This window comes from Erwinia sp. B116 (assembly GCF_002865965.1).
GTDB lineage: Bacteria > Pseudomonadota > Gammaproteobacteria > Enterobacterales > Enterobacteriaceae > Erwinia.
Genome location: NZ_JRZZ01000007.1, coordinates 45,913 through 60,476, shown reverse-complemented (window position 1 = coordinate 60,476; position 14,564 = coordinate 45,913). Strand labels below are relative to the sequence as shown.

At 61.3% G+C, this 14,564-nt stretch carries 12 protein-coding genes and 1 pseudogene; 3 read left to right on the top strand and 10 right to left on the bottom strand.

Features of this window, described 5'->3' with window-relative positions; genetic code table 11:
* From NV64_RS23390 to NV64_RS23380, 7 genes and pseudogenes are all read right to left on the bottom strand, one after another.
* Positions 1 to 533: pseudogene (locus NV64_RS23390) on the bottom strand (hypothetical protein); the annotation flags it as partial.
* Between the two features lie 14 nt (positions 534 to 547).
* Complete coding sequence (locus tag NV64_RS07440; protein WP_101505640.1) at positions 548 to 2,902, bottom strand: type VI secretion system Vgr family protein; 2,355 nt, start codon at positions 2,900 to 2,902, stop codon at positions 548 to 550.
* A 215-nt stretch (positions 2,903 to 3,117) separates the two neighbouring features.
* Positions 3,118 to 4,806 (bottom strand): OmpA family protein, encoded by a 1,689-nt coding sequence (locus NV64_RS07435; RefSeq protein ID WP_101505639.1) that lies wholly within the window; start codon positions 4,804 to 4,806, stop codon positions 3,118 to 3,120.
* Positions 4,806 to 5,495, bottom strand: coding sequence for a type VI secretion system protein TssL, short form (gene tssL / locus NV64_RS07430; protein WP_056241422.1), 690 nt, complete (start codon positions 5,493 to 5,495; stop codon positions 4,806 to 4,808). The genes NV64_RS07435 and tssL overlap by 1 nt, the downstream gene beginning before the upstream one ends.
* The gene (gene tssK, locus NV64_RS07425) at positions 5,492 to 6,835 is read right to left on the bottom strand and encodes a type VI secretion system baseplate subunit TssK (RefSeq protein WP_101505638.1); all 1,344 of its coding nucleotides are present in this window, start codon (positions 6,833 to 6,835) and stop codon (positions 5,492 to 5,494) included. The genes tssL and tssK overlap by 4 nt, the downstream gene beginning before the upstream one ends.
* Before the next feature lie 2 nt (positions 6,836 to 6,837).
* Positions 6,838 to 7,014, bottom strand: coding sequence for a hypothetical protein (locus NV64_RS23385; protein WP_158239882.1), 177 nt, complete (start codon positions 7,012 to 7,014; stop codon positions 6,838 to 6,840).
* A gap of 245 nt (positions 7,015 to 7,259) precedes the next feature.
* Entirely contained in the window at positions 7,260 to 7,415 is a 156-nt protein-coding gene (locus tag NV64_RS23380) for a hypothetical protein (protein WP_158239881.1), read from the bottom strand.
* Positions 7,416 to 7,517: 102 nt separating this feature from the next.
* Between NV64_RS23380 and NV64_RS07420 the strand changes: the two genes are divergently transcribed.
* Positions 7,518 to 8,549, top strand: coding sequence for a Gfo/Idh/MocA family protein (locus NV64_RS07420; RefSeq protein WP_056241427.1), 1,032 nt, complete (start codon positions 7,518 to 7,520; stop codon positions 8,547 to 8,549).
* A 244-nt stretch (positions 8,550 to 8,793) separates the two neighbouring features.
* Here NV64_RS07420 and NV64_RS07415 read toward each other — a convergent pair whose 3' ends face one another.
* Positions 8,794 to 9,798 (bottom strand): Gfo/Idh/MocA family oxidoreductase, encoded by a 1,005-nt coding sequence (locus tag NV64_RS07415; protein ID WP_101505637.1) that lies wholly within the window; start codon positions 9,796 to 9,798, stop codon positions 8,794 to 8,796.
* 111 nt (positions 9,799 to 9,909) lie between these two features.
* Here NV64_RS07415 and NV64_RS07410 point away from each other — a divergent pair, with 111 nt between their 5' ends.
* Positions 9,910 to 10,929, top strand: a complete 1,020-nt coding sequence (locus tag NV64_RS07410) for a LacI family DNA-binding transcriptional regulator (protein WP_056241433.1) — start codon at positions 9,910 to 9,912, stop codon at positions 10,927 to 10,929.
* Between the two features lie 248 nt (positions 10,930 to 11,177).
* On the opposite strand, the gene fabV is transcribed toward NV64_RS07410, so the two are convergent.
* Both fabV and NV64_RS07400 read right to left on the bottom strand, forming a co-directional pair.
* Positions 11,178 to 12,377 carry an enoyl-ACP reductase FabV gene (gene fabV, locus NV64_RS07405; RefSeq protein WP_056241437.1) on the bottom strand — a complete coding sequence of 400 codons (1,200 nt, stop codon included), beginning with the start codon at positions 12,375 to 12,377 and terminating at the stop codon, positions 11,178 to 11,180.
* Between the two features lie 122 nt (positions 12,378 to 12,499).
* Positions 12,500 to 13,840, bottom strand: a complete 1,341-nt coding sequence (locus NV64_RS07400; RefSeq protein ID WP_101505636.1) for a D-serine ammonia-lyase — start codon at positions 13,838 to 13,840, stop codon at positions 12,500 to 12,502.
* Positions 13,841 to 14,238: 398 nt separating this feature from the next.
* Between NV64_RS07400 and NV64_RS23945 the strand changes: the two genes are divergently transcribed.
* On the top strand, positions 14,239 to 14,564 hold a 326-nt coding region (locus tag NV64_RS23945), incomplete at its 3' end, for a Glu/Leu/Phe/Val dehydrogenase dimerization domain-containing protein (RefSeq protein WP_304529216.1).

Genomic DNA, 14,564 nt, shown 5'->3' with positions numbered 1-14,564 from the left:
CACACGTCCTCCGCGCTGGCGTAGTAGCGCTGAGTATCAGCAAGCTTTCGTTCCTTCACCCGCCGTTCTGAAACGTACGCCTCATACGGGGCCATGTTCATATACAGGGTGTGGAACGTCAGCCCGCTGCCCGCCTCATCGGCCGGCTGAACATAGTGCTCCACCAGCACAAATGACGTGGAGACAGACAGCTTTTCTTTGCGCCAGGGGATGGACGCGCCGTCGTAGTCTTTGCACACGCGCCACGCCACGATTTTCCCCTCCGCCATGCAGCGGACGGGCTGCTCACCGGGATAAGGTGCGCGGTGCGCCAGGTATTTCTGCTCCGCCGCCGTGCCGCTGCTCAGCGCGCACCAGGGCACGGTGGCATCGGTAATGTGAATGCCGCCGTGCCACATCCCCTCGCTGCCCACCAGGTACAGCCCGGAGTTTTCGCCGTTCAGCACGGAAAGCAGTTGCTCTGCCGAGGGAAACGGATGGCCGTTTTTGTTCGACGGCACGGGGTGACTGATTTTGATAAGTTTTGCCGGCATGTTGTCTCTCCCTGTCAGTTGCTGCCATGTTTGGCGGGTTTTTTCCTTGCGACCCTGACGTCACCCCTGCTGAACTCTCCGCTCCCGGGCTGCTGGCTCGCCCCCTTTCCCGTCACCAGGTATTCCGACGCCTTAACGATAAACTCCCCCCGTGAGCCGTGCTCAATACCGTTCTCACTCAGCCTCAGGTACGAGCCACCGCCGTTCAGCGTCAGGGTCTCCGGCGTGCTGATGATGATTTCGCCGTCGTTGCTGGTAATCGTGACCTGCTGCTTTGCGAACAGCGCCATGGCGTTGTGCTGCGCCTGTATCTCAACGTCGCCCTGGTTCGCGACCAGCTTCGCGCCGGCCTTATGGACGAAAAGCCCCAGCGCCTTTTCCACCGTCACGGAAAGGTTTTTCATTGCGCCGACGTCCAGGTGCCGCCCGGCGTTGACCATCGTGTTGCGCACGCTGGCCAGCTGCAGGTGCTCGCCCGAGGTCAGCGCCACGCCACGTGGCGCGCTGCCCAGCAGCACCGCCGAGCGCAGCTCTTCGATGCGCTCGTTCACCAGGCTCAGCTGGGTGCGGATGTCCGACGCCAGCGCCCCGGCCGCCTTCGCCGCGCCGTTCAGCGCCTCCATCTGCGCGTTGGCCTGCTTTATCCGCCCAACCGCCGGCGCCATCTCCAGCACCTCGCCCTGCGCCTTCGGCTGCGGCTCCGCCGTCAGGAACAGCCCCTTAGCCGCGCGCACCGCGCCGTACTCATCGGTGCGCAGCTCAAAACCGGCGCCGCGCCGCGCGTTCTCCCCGTCGACCAGGTGCCCCATGCCGAGCTGGGTTTTGCCGTACTCGGTGGTGAGATGGATATGCTCTTTCTGGCGTAAATCCTCCATGCGCAGCTCGTTGTTCGCCGGCGTACGCCAGATATTGCGCGTGTGGTTGTCGCGGGTGACCGGGTCCGGGTGCGCCGAATCGTGCCGGGCATAAGCAATGTACGGCCGGTCCGGGTCGCCGCCGTCGAACGCAACCGCCACGTCGGTGCCGTCCGTCAGCGGGGCGTGCCAGCCGTACGTGTCCCCCGCGTAAGGTTTCGCCAGCCGCAGCCACAGGTACGCATAGCCCTGCTCCGTGCCGTTGCGGTCAACGTCCAGCCTGACGCGGTAGCGCCCCTGGTCGTCCAGCCAGGCATAAATATCGCCCTTCCCGCTGCTTTCCACCCGCGCGGGCAGCGCGCCGGCAATCAGCGGGCGGCTAAGCCGCGCCGGGCGGTAGCAGACCCGTTCGCCGTAGGGGATGCCGTCAAAGCACTGCGCAAAGCTGCTGTTGCGCGAACCGCTGCTGCGCACCCGGGTGATGACGATGCCGTCACGGGCGACGGCGGGCAGGCCACGGTCGGTTTCCAGCACCTGGCCGGGGGCAAGCCGCGGGCTGGTGGAGCGCCCGCTGACGCGGTGCTGGCCGTTAAGGATGCGCTCATGGCGCAGGCGGGCGTAAAAGGCCCCGCTTTCCGGGTCGTCGGGGTCGCCCGCGGACGCGAACGGCTCCGCGTAGTGGTAAACCTCACCGGTGGTGATGCCGTCCGCGCTGCGGAGGCTCTCGCGGCTGTCCTGCGGGGCCAGCGCTTCGCGGTAGTTATAGTCGCGGGTCGCCACGCCGCCGCTCACCACCCGGGACGCGGTGCGGATGTCCCAGACGCTCTCCTGCCCGGCGTCGCTCATCCCCGACCCCGCCGGGTTGCGCAGCGGCAGGGTGACGCCGAACTGATAGTGCGCCTGCGCGTCCTGGAAAATCACCACCTCCTGTTCAAGGCGTTCGTCCATCTCAAAACGCCAGAAGATGCCCACCTCCGCCAGCAGGCGCTGCACGAACGTCAGGTCCGTCTCCCGCCACTGGGTAATCAGCTCGCGCGTCGGGTAGTCGCGCGACAGGCGAAATTCAACGTCCGCCCCCGCCAGCCCGTGCCTGCGCAACACCTCGTCCACCACATCGGTGACCGACCGGTTAAGGTAAATTTCGCTGCTCCTGGTGTGCGCCAGCAGCGCGATGCGCGGCACCAGGCGCAGGGCGTAGCAGGACTCGTCGGGCGAGGTGGAGAGGCGGCAGAACGACTGCACCACGCCGTACACCGTGCGCAGCGGGGTGGCCGGTGCGCCGGTAAACGCCGGCACCTGAAAGGTGAATGACGCCGGTTTGTTCAGCAGCGTGGCGCAGTCGATATCCGGCGCGCTACAGGTAACGACGACGCGGTAAAGCCAGACCTCGCTCAGGGCCTCTTCCGCGCGGAAGTTCAGCACGTCAAGAAAGTGCGGGCAGCCGTGTACGTCCATGCGGTAGCGGGACTGGTTCAGCAGGATGCCGACGGCGGTCAGGGCGGTTTGGGGTTCCATATCGTGTTCTCTTCTCCGTTGCGAATCAGGTTCAGGCACGCTACCGCCCATCGCTGTAAACCCGAGCGCATCAGGTCAAAAGACAGGCAGATTGTTATGTTTGCTGAACCGCCGGCCGCCGGCGGCTCAGCAAACAAAACGGCAGGCGGCGAACCGCCTGTTGAGGGCTGTATTACGCGTCACCTGCACGGTGCACGGACGGAAATTGCCACCAGTTACTTCTCCTTGTGTGGTGCGATCCCGCGTTCGGATACTGATGCGGGTGGCGTTGCTGGGGCCTGACAGGCATCCGCCTGCGGCACCAGGCTGATTTCGACCCGGCGGTTGAGCGCGCGCCCGTCCGGGGTATCGTTGGTTGCGATCGGGCGCGTGGCCCCGTAGCCCTGTACGGCAAAGCAGCCTGGCGGGACGTCACTGGTTGTTAACATCCAGTCGCGAAGCGCTTCGGCACGCCTGAGCGACAGCTGCTGGTTGGCCTGCGCGTTGCCGGTGCTGTCGGTGTGCCCGGCTACCACAATCAGCCAGCCGGGGCGGGCCTTAATATCCGCCAGTGCGTTAACCAGCATCTTCAGTGACCCGGGCTTAAGCAGCGATTTACCCGTGTCAAACAGCGACAGGCTGTCGAGGCGCACGACCCTCGGGGGCACGTCCGTAACCGGCGTTGAAGGCGCGTTGGATGGAGGAGGAAGCCAGCTGTCAATCGCCTGTTGCAGGGCAAGCCACAGGCGCTGCCCGGGATAAAGCCCCAGCGCATAGCTCAGGGGTTCCCCCTGCCGCTGCCAGCGTTCCAGCAGCAGCGCGTCCTGCTTAAGGGTGGCCAGCGCCCGTGCTTTCGGCACATAGTGTTCCATCGGGATGGCGTGCCAGCGTGCCAGGTTAACGCCGACCCGCTGAATAAGGTCGCGGTTGTTCCTGAGCGAGAAGCCGATAGCGGCCAGCGCACAGAACAGCAGGATCCACACCGTCCTGCGCGCGCCCTGCCCGCCCTGCGCCGGTGGCGTGAAGGGGGTGAGTATCGGCAGCAGCGCATCGGCAAACCGTTGACTATGTTCAGGATGAACAACCGCAGAGGGTAAACGGAGGCCGGTACGGGCGAACAGGCGCCGGGACCACAGCGAGTCGCCTTCTCCCCCCGCGGCACCTGCACGCAACACCACCGCAAAGGGATAAAGCGGCGGGCAAAGACGGTCCGCTGTGGTCAGTTCATCGACGATCACCTCACGCATAAAACCAAATGCCTGGCTCAGTACCGGCAGCCTGCTGAGGTTGTCAGCCGCCCGCTGCCACTCCTCAAGGGCAAGCACCGACGCCTCTGCCGGGCAAGCCATTGCCTGGCGGCCACGTACGAGCATCCACGGCGTGTCAGGTCCGGAAAACTGGCCGCTCAGCACCACCGGCAGGTCAAATCCAGTCAGGGCGTGCAGCCTGCTGATGTGCTGACGCAGGGTTTTGACCGAGGCGCGCAGCACGCCTTCATCCTGATGGCCGTCCGGCAGGCAGGCGTACATCACACAGAGTTGCCCGACCCGTTGCGGCTGCAGTGACCGGACGGCGCGGACAACATCCGTCAGCGTGCCGACGTCGCCCACGTTAATCCAGCAGCCCTGCGCGGTGTGGCGTACTGGCTGGTCAGGAAATAACGCATCGAGACCATCACCACAGACCAGGACAATCGGCCCCTGCGTATCTGATAGCGACAGCGCTATGACCGGCACATCCCCCTCTGAGGCGGCAGGTCGGCGGCAGCACAACCACAGCAGCAGGCCTGCCATCCCAATAATTACCAGCGTGCACAGCACGCTGACCCACAACGCGGCCGGAACGAAATACCACAGTAGCCACAGCAGCGCGGTACTGCCTGCCAGAACCTGTAACACGCCAGAGATGACGGCTGATTTACGCATTAACGTCGCAGCTCCGTTAACTGAGAAGAGAGCAACGTCTGCAGCCAGTGATGACCACCCAGCCATACCAGCCCGGTAAGTAGCACAGCAAATCCAATCCAGAACCCGACGGAGCGCAGCAGACTGTAACGACGTCTCCCTGGGCGGTGTACCAGCAGAGACAGGCCCGCATTCGGCGCAGGAACCCGTTCGCTCAGGGCGCTGAACGTGTCATCACGCTGTGTCTGGCTAACGGTTTTTACGCTGAAAAGTCCCTGAAAACCCAGAGCAAGGATGCGGTGATAACACACCAGTACCGCATCACTGGGGGCGGGCTGACGCAACACGTCGGCGATGCGATCCCAGACAGCTTCTCCGGCATGGAGGGAGCCAAAATACGTCGCCTGCAGAGGGGCCGTGCGCCAGGCGCGCTGCCCCTCGTCCGGGACGGCATCCTCCCCCGCCTCGACATTTTTCGGCTTACGGCTCATGACGGTTTCGTCCAGCAGTGCGCACTGGGCATAGGTGATATGTCCGATGCTGGCCTCGTCGTAACCGGCGTTTTGTAACGCCTTGCGGGCGTTATCAACCTGGCGGCAGCAGTTCTGGTAGAGCGCGTTTCCGTCTGGTATCACCGCTCCCTGGCGCAATAGCGCCACCGTCAGCCAGGTGTCTTCCATTAGTTGATCGATATCGATATCTGTTCTCATGAACGCATCACCGCAAATAATTCAAGCTCGAGTGCGCCGAGCAGCGAAGGCACGTAGAACATGCATACGCCCTGTTCCTGCATGCTGCTGGCCGCCGCACTTGCCATATCCAGCGCGAAATAGTGGTTCTCAAGACGCACCGGTAACGCGGCGGGAACCCGACTGACGGCAATCAGCGGGATCCCCTTCAGCGACACGCTGTAGATGGTGTTAACATCGTCCGGTGAACCGGCTTTACACATATCAGGGAAGCGTTCGGCAATCTGCCATGCCGGAATATCTGACCGCACGGAGAGGTACAGATCCGCTTCCTCACGCAGGCGGAGGTCATGCAGCGAGGCTTTCCAGGTTTGTGGATCAGGCCGCGACATCGGTAGCGCAATCACCCGTGATGGCAGGCTGGCCTCCAGCAGGCCGGCGATCAGTTCGAACAGCGGCGGGAAAGTTCTAGCCGGCTCGGCATGGTCATAACCGGGTATGGCGTCCAGGTCGTGATCGAGCGAGAAGGTCAGCATGCTGCCGGCCAGACGTGCCAGCTCGGCCCACACCTGCTCAGGGTGGCGCGCCGGGAAACGCTCGTATTCGGTCAGTATCCTGGCGTGGGAGTTCAGGGCGTTGAGCAGCCAGAACAGCGACACGTCCGCCACGGCGAAGTCGGCCAGACGCTCATTACTTTCCCGGCGCATCGACATCAGACGCTGACGGCGGGGGCGCAACTGACGATTCAGTAACACCAGCCGCTCAACCAGTGAAGGACTGGCAGAGAACAGCGCCAGCGGGGCGATAAATTCCGGATCCTGCCGCCAGCCGGTCTGTCCGTCACGGATCAGGCGGGCAACCGGGCAGGTCTGCCATTCATCATTGTTTTCATGGCCGAAGCGCAACGCCAGCTCATGGCGGGCTACCGCCATCGACTCCTCTTCCGGGCCGAAAGCATCGGCCACGGTGACCCACTCTTCGCGGTAGCGCAAAGGCCGTTCAGCCGCAGATGCTGCTCTCTTTACGTTAGTGATTCCCGGCTGCATCAGCGGCAGGGCCAGCAGGACGGTTAGCGCATCCTGCCCGGCCATTGCCCCCGGTTCGCGGGGTTCAGGGGGCAGATCGCTGCTGAGCGTATCGACCAGCGTGCCGTCGGGTAGCCATAGCCGCAGATGCCGTACCTGGATCAGGCCGGATGACAGCAGGCCCTCATCCAGCTCGACGTTTTCCGTCCCCCACGGGAACGGCGATGTCAGCGATGACACCCCTGCACTGCGGAAAGACTCCCATTCGCACTGTTGCTGAAACTGTTGTGGAGACAGCAGCGTTCCCTCACTCCATAACGGGCGATAAATTTTCATGGTCATACGTTCATTTCGCGGAAAAGTCGGCTGAGGTTCGTTTCGCGATTGTTGCCAGCCAGGGTAAGAGCAGTGAAGAGGTTTAACGATGGGGGCAACCCCACCGGCAGGTTGTGCGGATGGGTTATGTCATGGTTGGCACAGGCTTTACGGTCCATTATTTGATAAGCATTACTCATAGTTACTCCTGTAAAAATGGGCATGGAAAGCGGGCGTTAAACACACTTTCCTTATGTGTACAGGGGTAACTATATCTCAGCCTTTTTTACGTAATCAAAGGGGCTGATTGTAAAATGTGATCTGATTTATATAGGAATTTTCCAATTATTACTGTTAACAGCTTGAATGAAATGGTTATTATTAAGACAAAATTTATTTTTTAGGATCGATGAAGATTGTTCATAAAAAAGAGAATAAAGTGATATTACCGCATGATATGATCAAAAATAATTAATGGTTCTATTAACGCAATCTCTTTAATACGCACAGGTCTGGCCGTGATGCTTTCACCAGCGGCGACCGCCGCCGCCTCATTGGCAGAAGCGCTTTGGACGTTTCGACATTGATGGCTTTCCATCATAAAAGCCGTTTCCGCCCCCCGCTGCGCTGTCTATAGTGAAATATCGCCGCCGCGCAACGGCGCGTACCCGTTGATTACCCTACGAAATAATCAGGAGCTGTCATGTTTCCTTCTCACCTGCCTAAAGCCCGCATCCAGGATCCGCACGCCGTACCCGCTCTGCGCTGGGGGATTATTGGCCCCGGCTGGATCGCCGAGCGTTTTGCCAAATCACTGAAAGAGAGTACCGCACAGCAACTGGTGGCCGTGGCTTCGCGTTCTTATGAACGCGCCAGCGCCTTTGCCGGCAAAACGGGCATCGCCCAGGCCTTCGGCAGCAGTGACGACCTGCTGGCACAACAGGATATCGATGCGGTTTACATCGCCACGCCCCACAACCACCACTACCCGGATGCGCTCAAAGCCTTACAGGCCGGTAAACACGTGCTGATCGAAAAACCGCTGGCGCTGAACGGGCAGCAGGCGCGCGCGCTGGCCGAACTCAGCCGCGCCAAAGGCCTGCTCTGTATGGAGGCGATGTGGTGCGACTTCCTGCCGAAATATGACGTCATCAGCCAGCTGCTGGAAGACGGCGCGCTGGGCGACCTGCACACCCTGCTGGCCGACCACGGCGAGTATTTCACCCCCGATCACCGCATCTTCAATGCCGACCTCGCCGGCGGCCCGATGATGGATCTCGGCAGCTACCTCATAGGCCTCAGCGTTAAAGTCGCAGGCGCACCCACCACTATCCACGCCGCCGGCCAGTCGGTAGCCGGCGGCCTCAACGGCCAGACCTCAATGCTGCTGACGCACAATAACGGCATGCACTCGGTGCTCAACACCACCCTGTTCAGCAACACCCCGGGCGCCGCCGTTATCGCCGGGCGCGACGCTACCCTGCAAACCGACGGCTGCTTCTACGCCCCTGGCCCGTTCACCCTCACCGCCAGCCAGGGCGGCAAAACCCTCACCTGGGACGAACCGCGCAACCGCTACGACCAGCTGTTCCACGAAGCCGTCCACTTCGCCTGGTGCGTCGGTCAGGGCAAAACCGACTCGCCGATCCGCCCGCTGTCACTCTCGATCGCCACCCTCGACGCCATCGACGAAGTGCGACGCCAGATTGGTCAGGTGTTTAACGAAGAGAAGTGATGCACGCCCCAATAAAGCGGTATCTGCGAAGAATTAAGAAGAAAAAAGCCGGACGTTTATCGCCCGGCCCTTTGTTAAACCCGCTCCCAGGCTCAAAAATGTCCAGCCAAAACCACAGCCCATTTTTCGGGAAGGCAGTGGGATGAGCCCGGAGCGGGGTAACCCGCGCAGGGTCGCCCGCTGACAGGCCCGGGGTATCTCGATCACAAAGACAACGAGCCCCAAACCACCCAGACGACTTGCCCTAAATCCGCTCAACAGAACAAAAACGCCCCGTCTCCAGCGACTTCACCGCCGCCTCCGCAATCGCCTGCGCCTGCAACCCGTCATGCAACCCCGGCACCTGCACCGACTCGCCGTTCAGCGACCGCACAAACGCATCCAGATGCAGATAATAGGTCTCCTTCACCCGGTTAAACCAGTCCGCATACAGCGCCGGACGGGTAATCCCGCCGGTGGTATACAGCGTCGCCCCCTGCGGACTCTGCGCCGCCGAATCCGCCATCCCCTTATCGCCCAGCACCGTAATCCGCTCATCATAGCCGTAAGCCGTGCGGCGGGTATTATCCAGCTGCGCCAGCGCCCCGCTGGTCAGCTTCATCATCAGCACCGACGTATCCACATCACCAAACCCGGCGATCTCCGGCATCGCCAGCGCCGACCCCAGCGCGCCGATCGTCTCCACCTCCTCTTCCGTCAGCCAGCGCAGCAGATCGAAAAAGTGAATCGCCTGATCGCGCATCTGCCCGCCGGAACTCTGCAGATAGCTCAGCGGCGGCAGCTCGGAGGCGCGGCACACCATCTGAATCAGCTCCGCACGGCCCAGCGTCCCCTGTTTTAAATGCTGCTTAAGCTGATTGTGGCTCGGATCAAAACGGCGGTTAAAACCAACGGTCACCGGCACGTCATAACGTGCGACTTCATCCACCACGCGACGCGCCTTGCTCAGCGACAGATCGATCGGCTTTTCGCAGTACACCGCCTTGCCCGCCGCCGCCGAGGCCGCCAGAAACTCGGCGTGCGACGGCGTGGAAGTGGCGATCAGTACGCTGTCGATAGCATCATGGTTGATCGCCTCCGCCACGCTACCGGCACGCACGCCATAAAGACTGGCCACCTCTGCCGCCCGCGCCGCATCCCAATCGGCAACCATCACCAGCTCAATATCGGGATGGGACGCCAGATTTTTTGCATGAACCTGACCAATAAAACCGGTACCCAGCAGGGCAAACTTACGCTTCTGTGCCATTGAATGACGCCTTTAAACAGGTGAAAGTTAACGAATCGTTGCCAGGATAACCCCAGTGCCTATACTGGCTGAATCGGGATTTTGATGGGAAGCCATCATGCGGAGAAAACAGTGAAGAAAATCACGCTGGAAGCGCTGGCGAAACAGATTGGCGTGGGCATCGCCACGGTGGATCGGGTGATCAACGAACGCGGCGGCGTCTCACCCGCCACCACCCGCCGGGTGCTGGCGGCGGCGCGTGAGGCCGGTCTGAACCGCCTGCTGCCCGACGCTCATCGCCACCCGTGGCAGGTCGAACTACTGCTGAGCAGCAACGAAGCGTTCTTCTTCGGCCAGCTGAGTGAACACTTCAGCCAGCTGGCCGACCAGATTGGCTACCGCAGCCTGACCCTGCACCGCACGCTGGTGGCGGAAGGCGATCCGCAGCGGCTGGCCGCGCAAATTCTGCGTGCCAGTGAGCAGCGCGACGGCCTGATGATCTTTGCCCATGAACACCCGGCGGTGCTTGCCGCGCTGGCCCGGTGCCGGGAACGCGGCGTGCCGGTGATTACCCTCGCGACCGATCTGCCGGGCGCCTGCCGGCTGTGCCACGTCGGCATTGACCAGCTACAGGCCGGGCGCACCGCGGGGTTGCTGATGGGCAAAATGCTCAGCGGGCCGGGTGAAGTGGTGATTATCAGCGGGCGGATGGATTATCTGGCGCACCGTCAGCGAGTGGAGGGATTCAGCGCGGTGATTACCAGCCAGTTTCCGCAGCTGCGGCTGCACCAGGTGCTGACGGCGATGGACGATCGCCGTGAGATCGGTCGCCAGCTGGAGGCACAGCTCTACCAGAGTCCGACAATCCGCGGCATTTACAACACCGGGCTGGGCAACACGGATATTGGCGAGGCGCTGGCGCGTCACCGGCTGGCAGACGTGGTGTTTATCACCCATGAACTTTATCCAACCACCCGCCGCCTGCTGGCGCAGAACGTGGTAGCGCTGACGCTGGATCAGAACACCCGCGAGCACGCCCAGCGCGCGTTAACGCTGATGCTAAACAGGCTGGAACAGGATGCACAGCCGGATGAGTATCAGGATGGGAAGGTGGAGTTTTTACTCTATACCCGGGAGAACTGTCAGCAGTGACGGCTGAACTGACCAGCCTGCCACCAACGCAGCATGCTTTAACGATCGTATGATACAGGCAGGTCAGTGGCTGTAGTGCGTGGCCAGGACGGAACAGCCCCGGCAGCGCCACGTACCGCGCGGCGTGGATGTCGTCCGCCTGCGAATCTGCTTCAGGTGACTCCCTTTGTTGCTGCAATGCGCGATAAGACAAAAAAAAAGGCGACCGCTATGGGTCGCCCTGATCGTACTCTGAAGCGCCGGGCAGATTACATCTGCACCAGGTTTTTGATCTTCACGTCGGCATTAACGTCTGCGTCATAATCGACGCCCGCCAGGCCAAAGCCGAACAGCTGCAGGAACTCGGCCTTGTAGCCGGCGAAGTCGGTCAGCTCGTTCAGGTTCTCGTCGGTGACGGTTGGCCACAGCTGAGACACTTCACCCTGCACGTCCGGCTGCAGCTCTTTGTAGTCGGCGCGCAGGCGGCCAACGTCATCCAGAATCGGCGAGGCGTTGTAGAGGCTGTCTTTAAACAGGCCGTAAACCTGCTCGATGCAGCCTTCGTGGGTGCCCTTCTCTTTCATCACTTTAAACAGCAGCGACAGGTACAGCGGCATCACCGGGATAGCAGAGCTGGCCTGGGTTACGACGGCTTTCAGCACCGAGACGCGGGCGTCGCCGTTGCCGTGGGCGGCCAGGGTGTCACGGATGGTCAGCACGCGCTTGTCCAGATCCTTCTTCGCTTCACCGATCGAGCCGTTCCAGTAGATGTCGTGGGTGATCTGCTCGCCGAGGTAGGTGAAGGCGGTGGTTTTCGCGCCTTCCGCCAGCACGCCGGCTTCCAGCAGCGCGTCGATCCACATCTGCCAGTCTTCGCCGCCCATCACCGCCACGGTACCGGCGATCTCTTCGGCGTTAGCCGGCTCCAGCGCCACTTCGGTGATGGTTTCTTTGTCGGTGTTCAGGCCGCGGGTTACCAGCGGTTTACCGATCGGCTTCAGGGTGGAGTTAAACACTTCACCGGTAACCGGATGGGTACGGCGCGGCGCGGCCAGGCTGTAAACCACCAGGTCAACCTGACCCAGATCCTGCTTAATCAGTTCAATGGTTTTCTGCTTAACCGCGTCTGAGTAGGCGTCGCCGTTGATGCTTTTAGCGTACAGGCCCTTCTCAGTGGCAAACTCTTCAAACGCAGCAGAGTTGTACCAGCCGGCGGTGGCAGGTTTGGTCTCTTCACCGGCGCGCTCGAAGAACACGCCCAGCGTGTCGGCGTCGCAGCCAAAGGCCGCAGAGATGCGGGCGGCAAGGCCGTAACCGGTTGAGGCGCCAATCACCAGCACTTTTTTCGGGCCGGAAGCCACCGGGCCCTGCGCAGTGACGTAATCGATCTGTTGTTTGACGTTAGCTTTACAACCTGCCGGATGGGCAGTAACACAGATGAAGCCACGGATACGTGGTTTAATAATCATGTCGACCTCAATAGAGACTTTTTTTATTAAATACAGGCGTCAGGATACCGCTTTCACCGCGCCAGGGCAAAGCGCACATGCGCGAACAGCGGCCCTTAGCCTGCTTTCTGTACAAATAGTGCTTAATCTGCCAGCAGTTTTTCAGCGGCAGCCTGATATTTCGCCATCTCTTCCGCTGGCACCATGCCACCGCCGGTCGCCCACACCAGGTGGGTGGCTTGCGACAACTGCGCTGCGCTGATGCCCTGCGCGGCCAGTTCCTGCGGCTGCGCGCTGATGCGCCACGGCCCGGCTATCCCGGCCAGCGCCGAAGGCTCCAGGCTCAGCCCTTCGTGACGTTGTAACAAACCCAGCAGGCGATACATCTCCTCGTCGCTCAGCGTATAGAAGGCGCTGAGCAGGCGCTGCATCGCGCGGCCGACAAAGCCGGAGGCACGGCCGACCGCCAGACCGTCGGCGGCGGTCAGGTTGTCAATACCGAGGTCCTGCACGGAGATTTCATCATGCAGGCCGGTATGCACCCCCAGCAGCATGCAGGGCGAATGGGTCGGTTCGGCAAACACGCAGTGTACGTGGTCGCCGAACGCCAGTTTGAGGCCAAAGGCCACGCCGCCCGGCCCGCCACCGACGCCACAGGGCAGATAGACAAACAGCGGGTGGTCGGCGTCCACCACGATATTGTGTTCGGTAAACTGCCGCTTCAGCCGTTCGCCGGCCACCGCGTAGCCGAGAAACAAGTTGTGCGAGTTCTCATCATCAATAAAGAAGCAGCGCGGGTCGCCGTCGGCCTGACGCCGCCCTTCCGCCACTGCCACGCCGTAATCCTGCTGATACTCCACCACCCTGACGCCACGGTCGCGCAGCGTCTGCTTTTTCCACGCGCGGGCGTCTGCCGACATATGCACCGTTACCTCAAAGCCGAGCTGCGCGCTGATGATGCCGATCGACAGGCCGAGGTTGCCGGTGGAGCCGACCGCGATGCGGTACTGGCTGAAGAAGGCGCGGAAGTCATCACCGGCCAGTTTTGCGTAGTCGTCGCCCTCCTGCAGCAGCCCGGCGGCGATCGCCAGCCGCTCCGCGTGCGCCAGCACCTCATAGATGCCGCCGCGCGCCTTGATCGAACCGGAGACCGGCAGATGGCTGTCTTTCTTCAGCCACAGCCGCCCCGCCAGCCGCTGCTGGTAGTGCGCCTCCAGCACCGGCTGCAACTGCGTCAGCGGGCAGATCGCTGACTCAATAATCCCCTGGCTGGCGCGCGTCTCCGGGAAGACCTTCATCAGGTACGGCGCAAAGCGGTGCAGCCGCGCGGCTGCATCGGCTACCTGGGCAGCGGTCAGGCCTACGTGCGGGTAGCCGGCCGCCAGCGTGGCATAGTCCGGGTTGAACCAGCTAACAGGTTGTAGCGCACAGAGCGCATCAAGCAGAGGAAAATTCTGCTTAAGACTTTTGACGTCAAGGGTCATAGACTCTTCTCCTGGCAAAATGGTCATTTTGCGAATTTTTGGGGGTTGCAACCGCGTTACGTGCCGCAACTGGCAAAATTTGATCGCATTCAAAATTCTGAAAAATAAAGGAAAAACTACATCTATGCAGTCTAACTGCATAATTAACGCCTGCCAACGGCTACCACATCGGGCTGGCGAGGTTAGCGCGGTATCTATGCACACGGCAGTCACTTTTCTGCACCAATCAGGTGCAATTCACAATAATTTAATAACTTTGAAACTTTTATTTGATGCTAAATTAGCGCTGTCCCAGTGAATTTCGCTGGGCCATCCACGGTTACCAGAAGTTATAACTAAGCATCATCCCGCCGGTCCGGACGGTCGCGGGGCAGGTGCTAACATATTAAAGGTTGGTTATGGAAAAGCTCTCCTACGTATCTGAAGGCAGTAAAACGGCCTGGTCCACCTATCTGCAGCAGATCGACCGCGTTGCCCCCTACCTCGGCGATCTCTCCCGCTGGATCGACACCCTGCGTCATCCGAAGCGCGCGCTGATCGTTGATATCCCGCTGCAGATGGACGACGGCACCATCCGCCACTTCGAAGGCTTCCGCGTGCAGCACAACCTGTCGCGCGGACCGGGCAAAGGCGGCGTGCGCTATCACCCTAACGTCGATCTCAACGAAGTCATGGCGCTTTCGGCCTGGATGACCATCAAGTGTGCGGCGGTCAACCTGCCTTA

Coding starts and splice junctions, on each gene's coding strand:
- NV64_RS07435 (WP_101505639.1), bottom strand. CDS start 4,806: ATGCGTAAATCAGCCGTCATCTCTGGCGTGTTACAGGTTCTGGCAGGC.
- NV64_RS07440 (WP_101505640.1), bottom strand. CDS start 2,902: ATGGAACCCCAAACCGCCCTGACCGCCGTCGGCATCCTGCTGAACCAG.
- NV64_RS07420 (WP_056241427.1), top strand. CDS start 7,518: ATGTTTCCTTCTCACCTGCCTAAAGCCCGCATCCAGGATCCGCACGCC.
- tssK (WP_101505638.1), bottom strand. CDS start 6,835: ATGAAAATTTATCGCCCGTTATGGAGTGAGGGAACGCTGCTGTCTCCA.
- tssL (WP_056241422.1), bottom strand. CDS start 5,495: ATGAGAACAGATATCGATATCGATCAACTAATGGAAGACACCTGGCTG.
- NV64_RS07415 (WP_101505637.1), bottom strand. CDS start 9,798: ATGGCACAGAAGCGTAAGTTTGCCCTGCTGGGTACCGGTTTTATTGGT.
- NV64_RS23385 (WP_158239882.1), bottom strand. CDS start 7,014: ATGAGTAATGCTTATCAAATAATGGACCGTAAAGCCTGTGCCAACCAT.
- NV64_RS23380 (WP_158239881.1), bottom strand. CDS start 7,415: ATGATGGAAAGCCATCAATGTCGAAACGTCCAAAGCGCTTCTGCCAAT.
- NV64_RS07400 (WP_101505636.1), bottom strand. CDS start 13,840: ATGACCCTTGACGTCAAAAGTCTTAAGCAGAATTTTCCTCTGCTTGAT.
- fabV (WP_056241437.1), bottom strand. CDS start 12,377: ATGATTATTAAACCACGTATCCGTGGCTTCATCTGTGTTACTGCCCAT.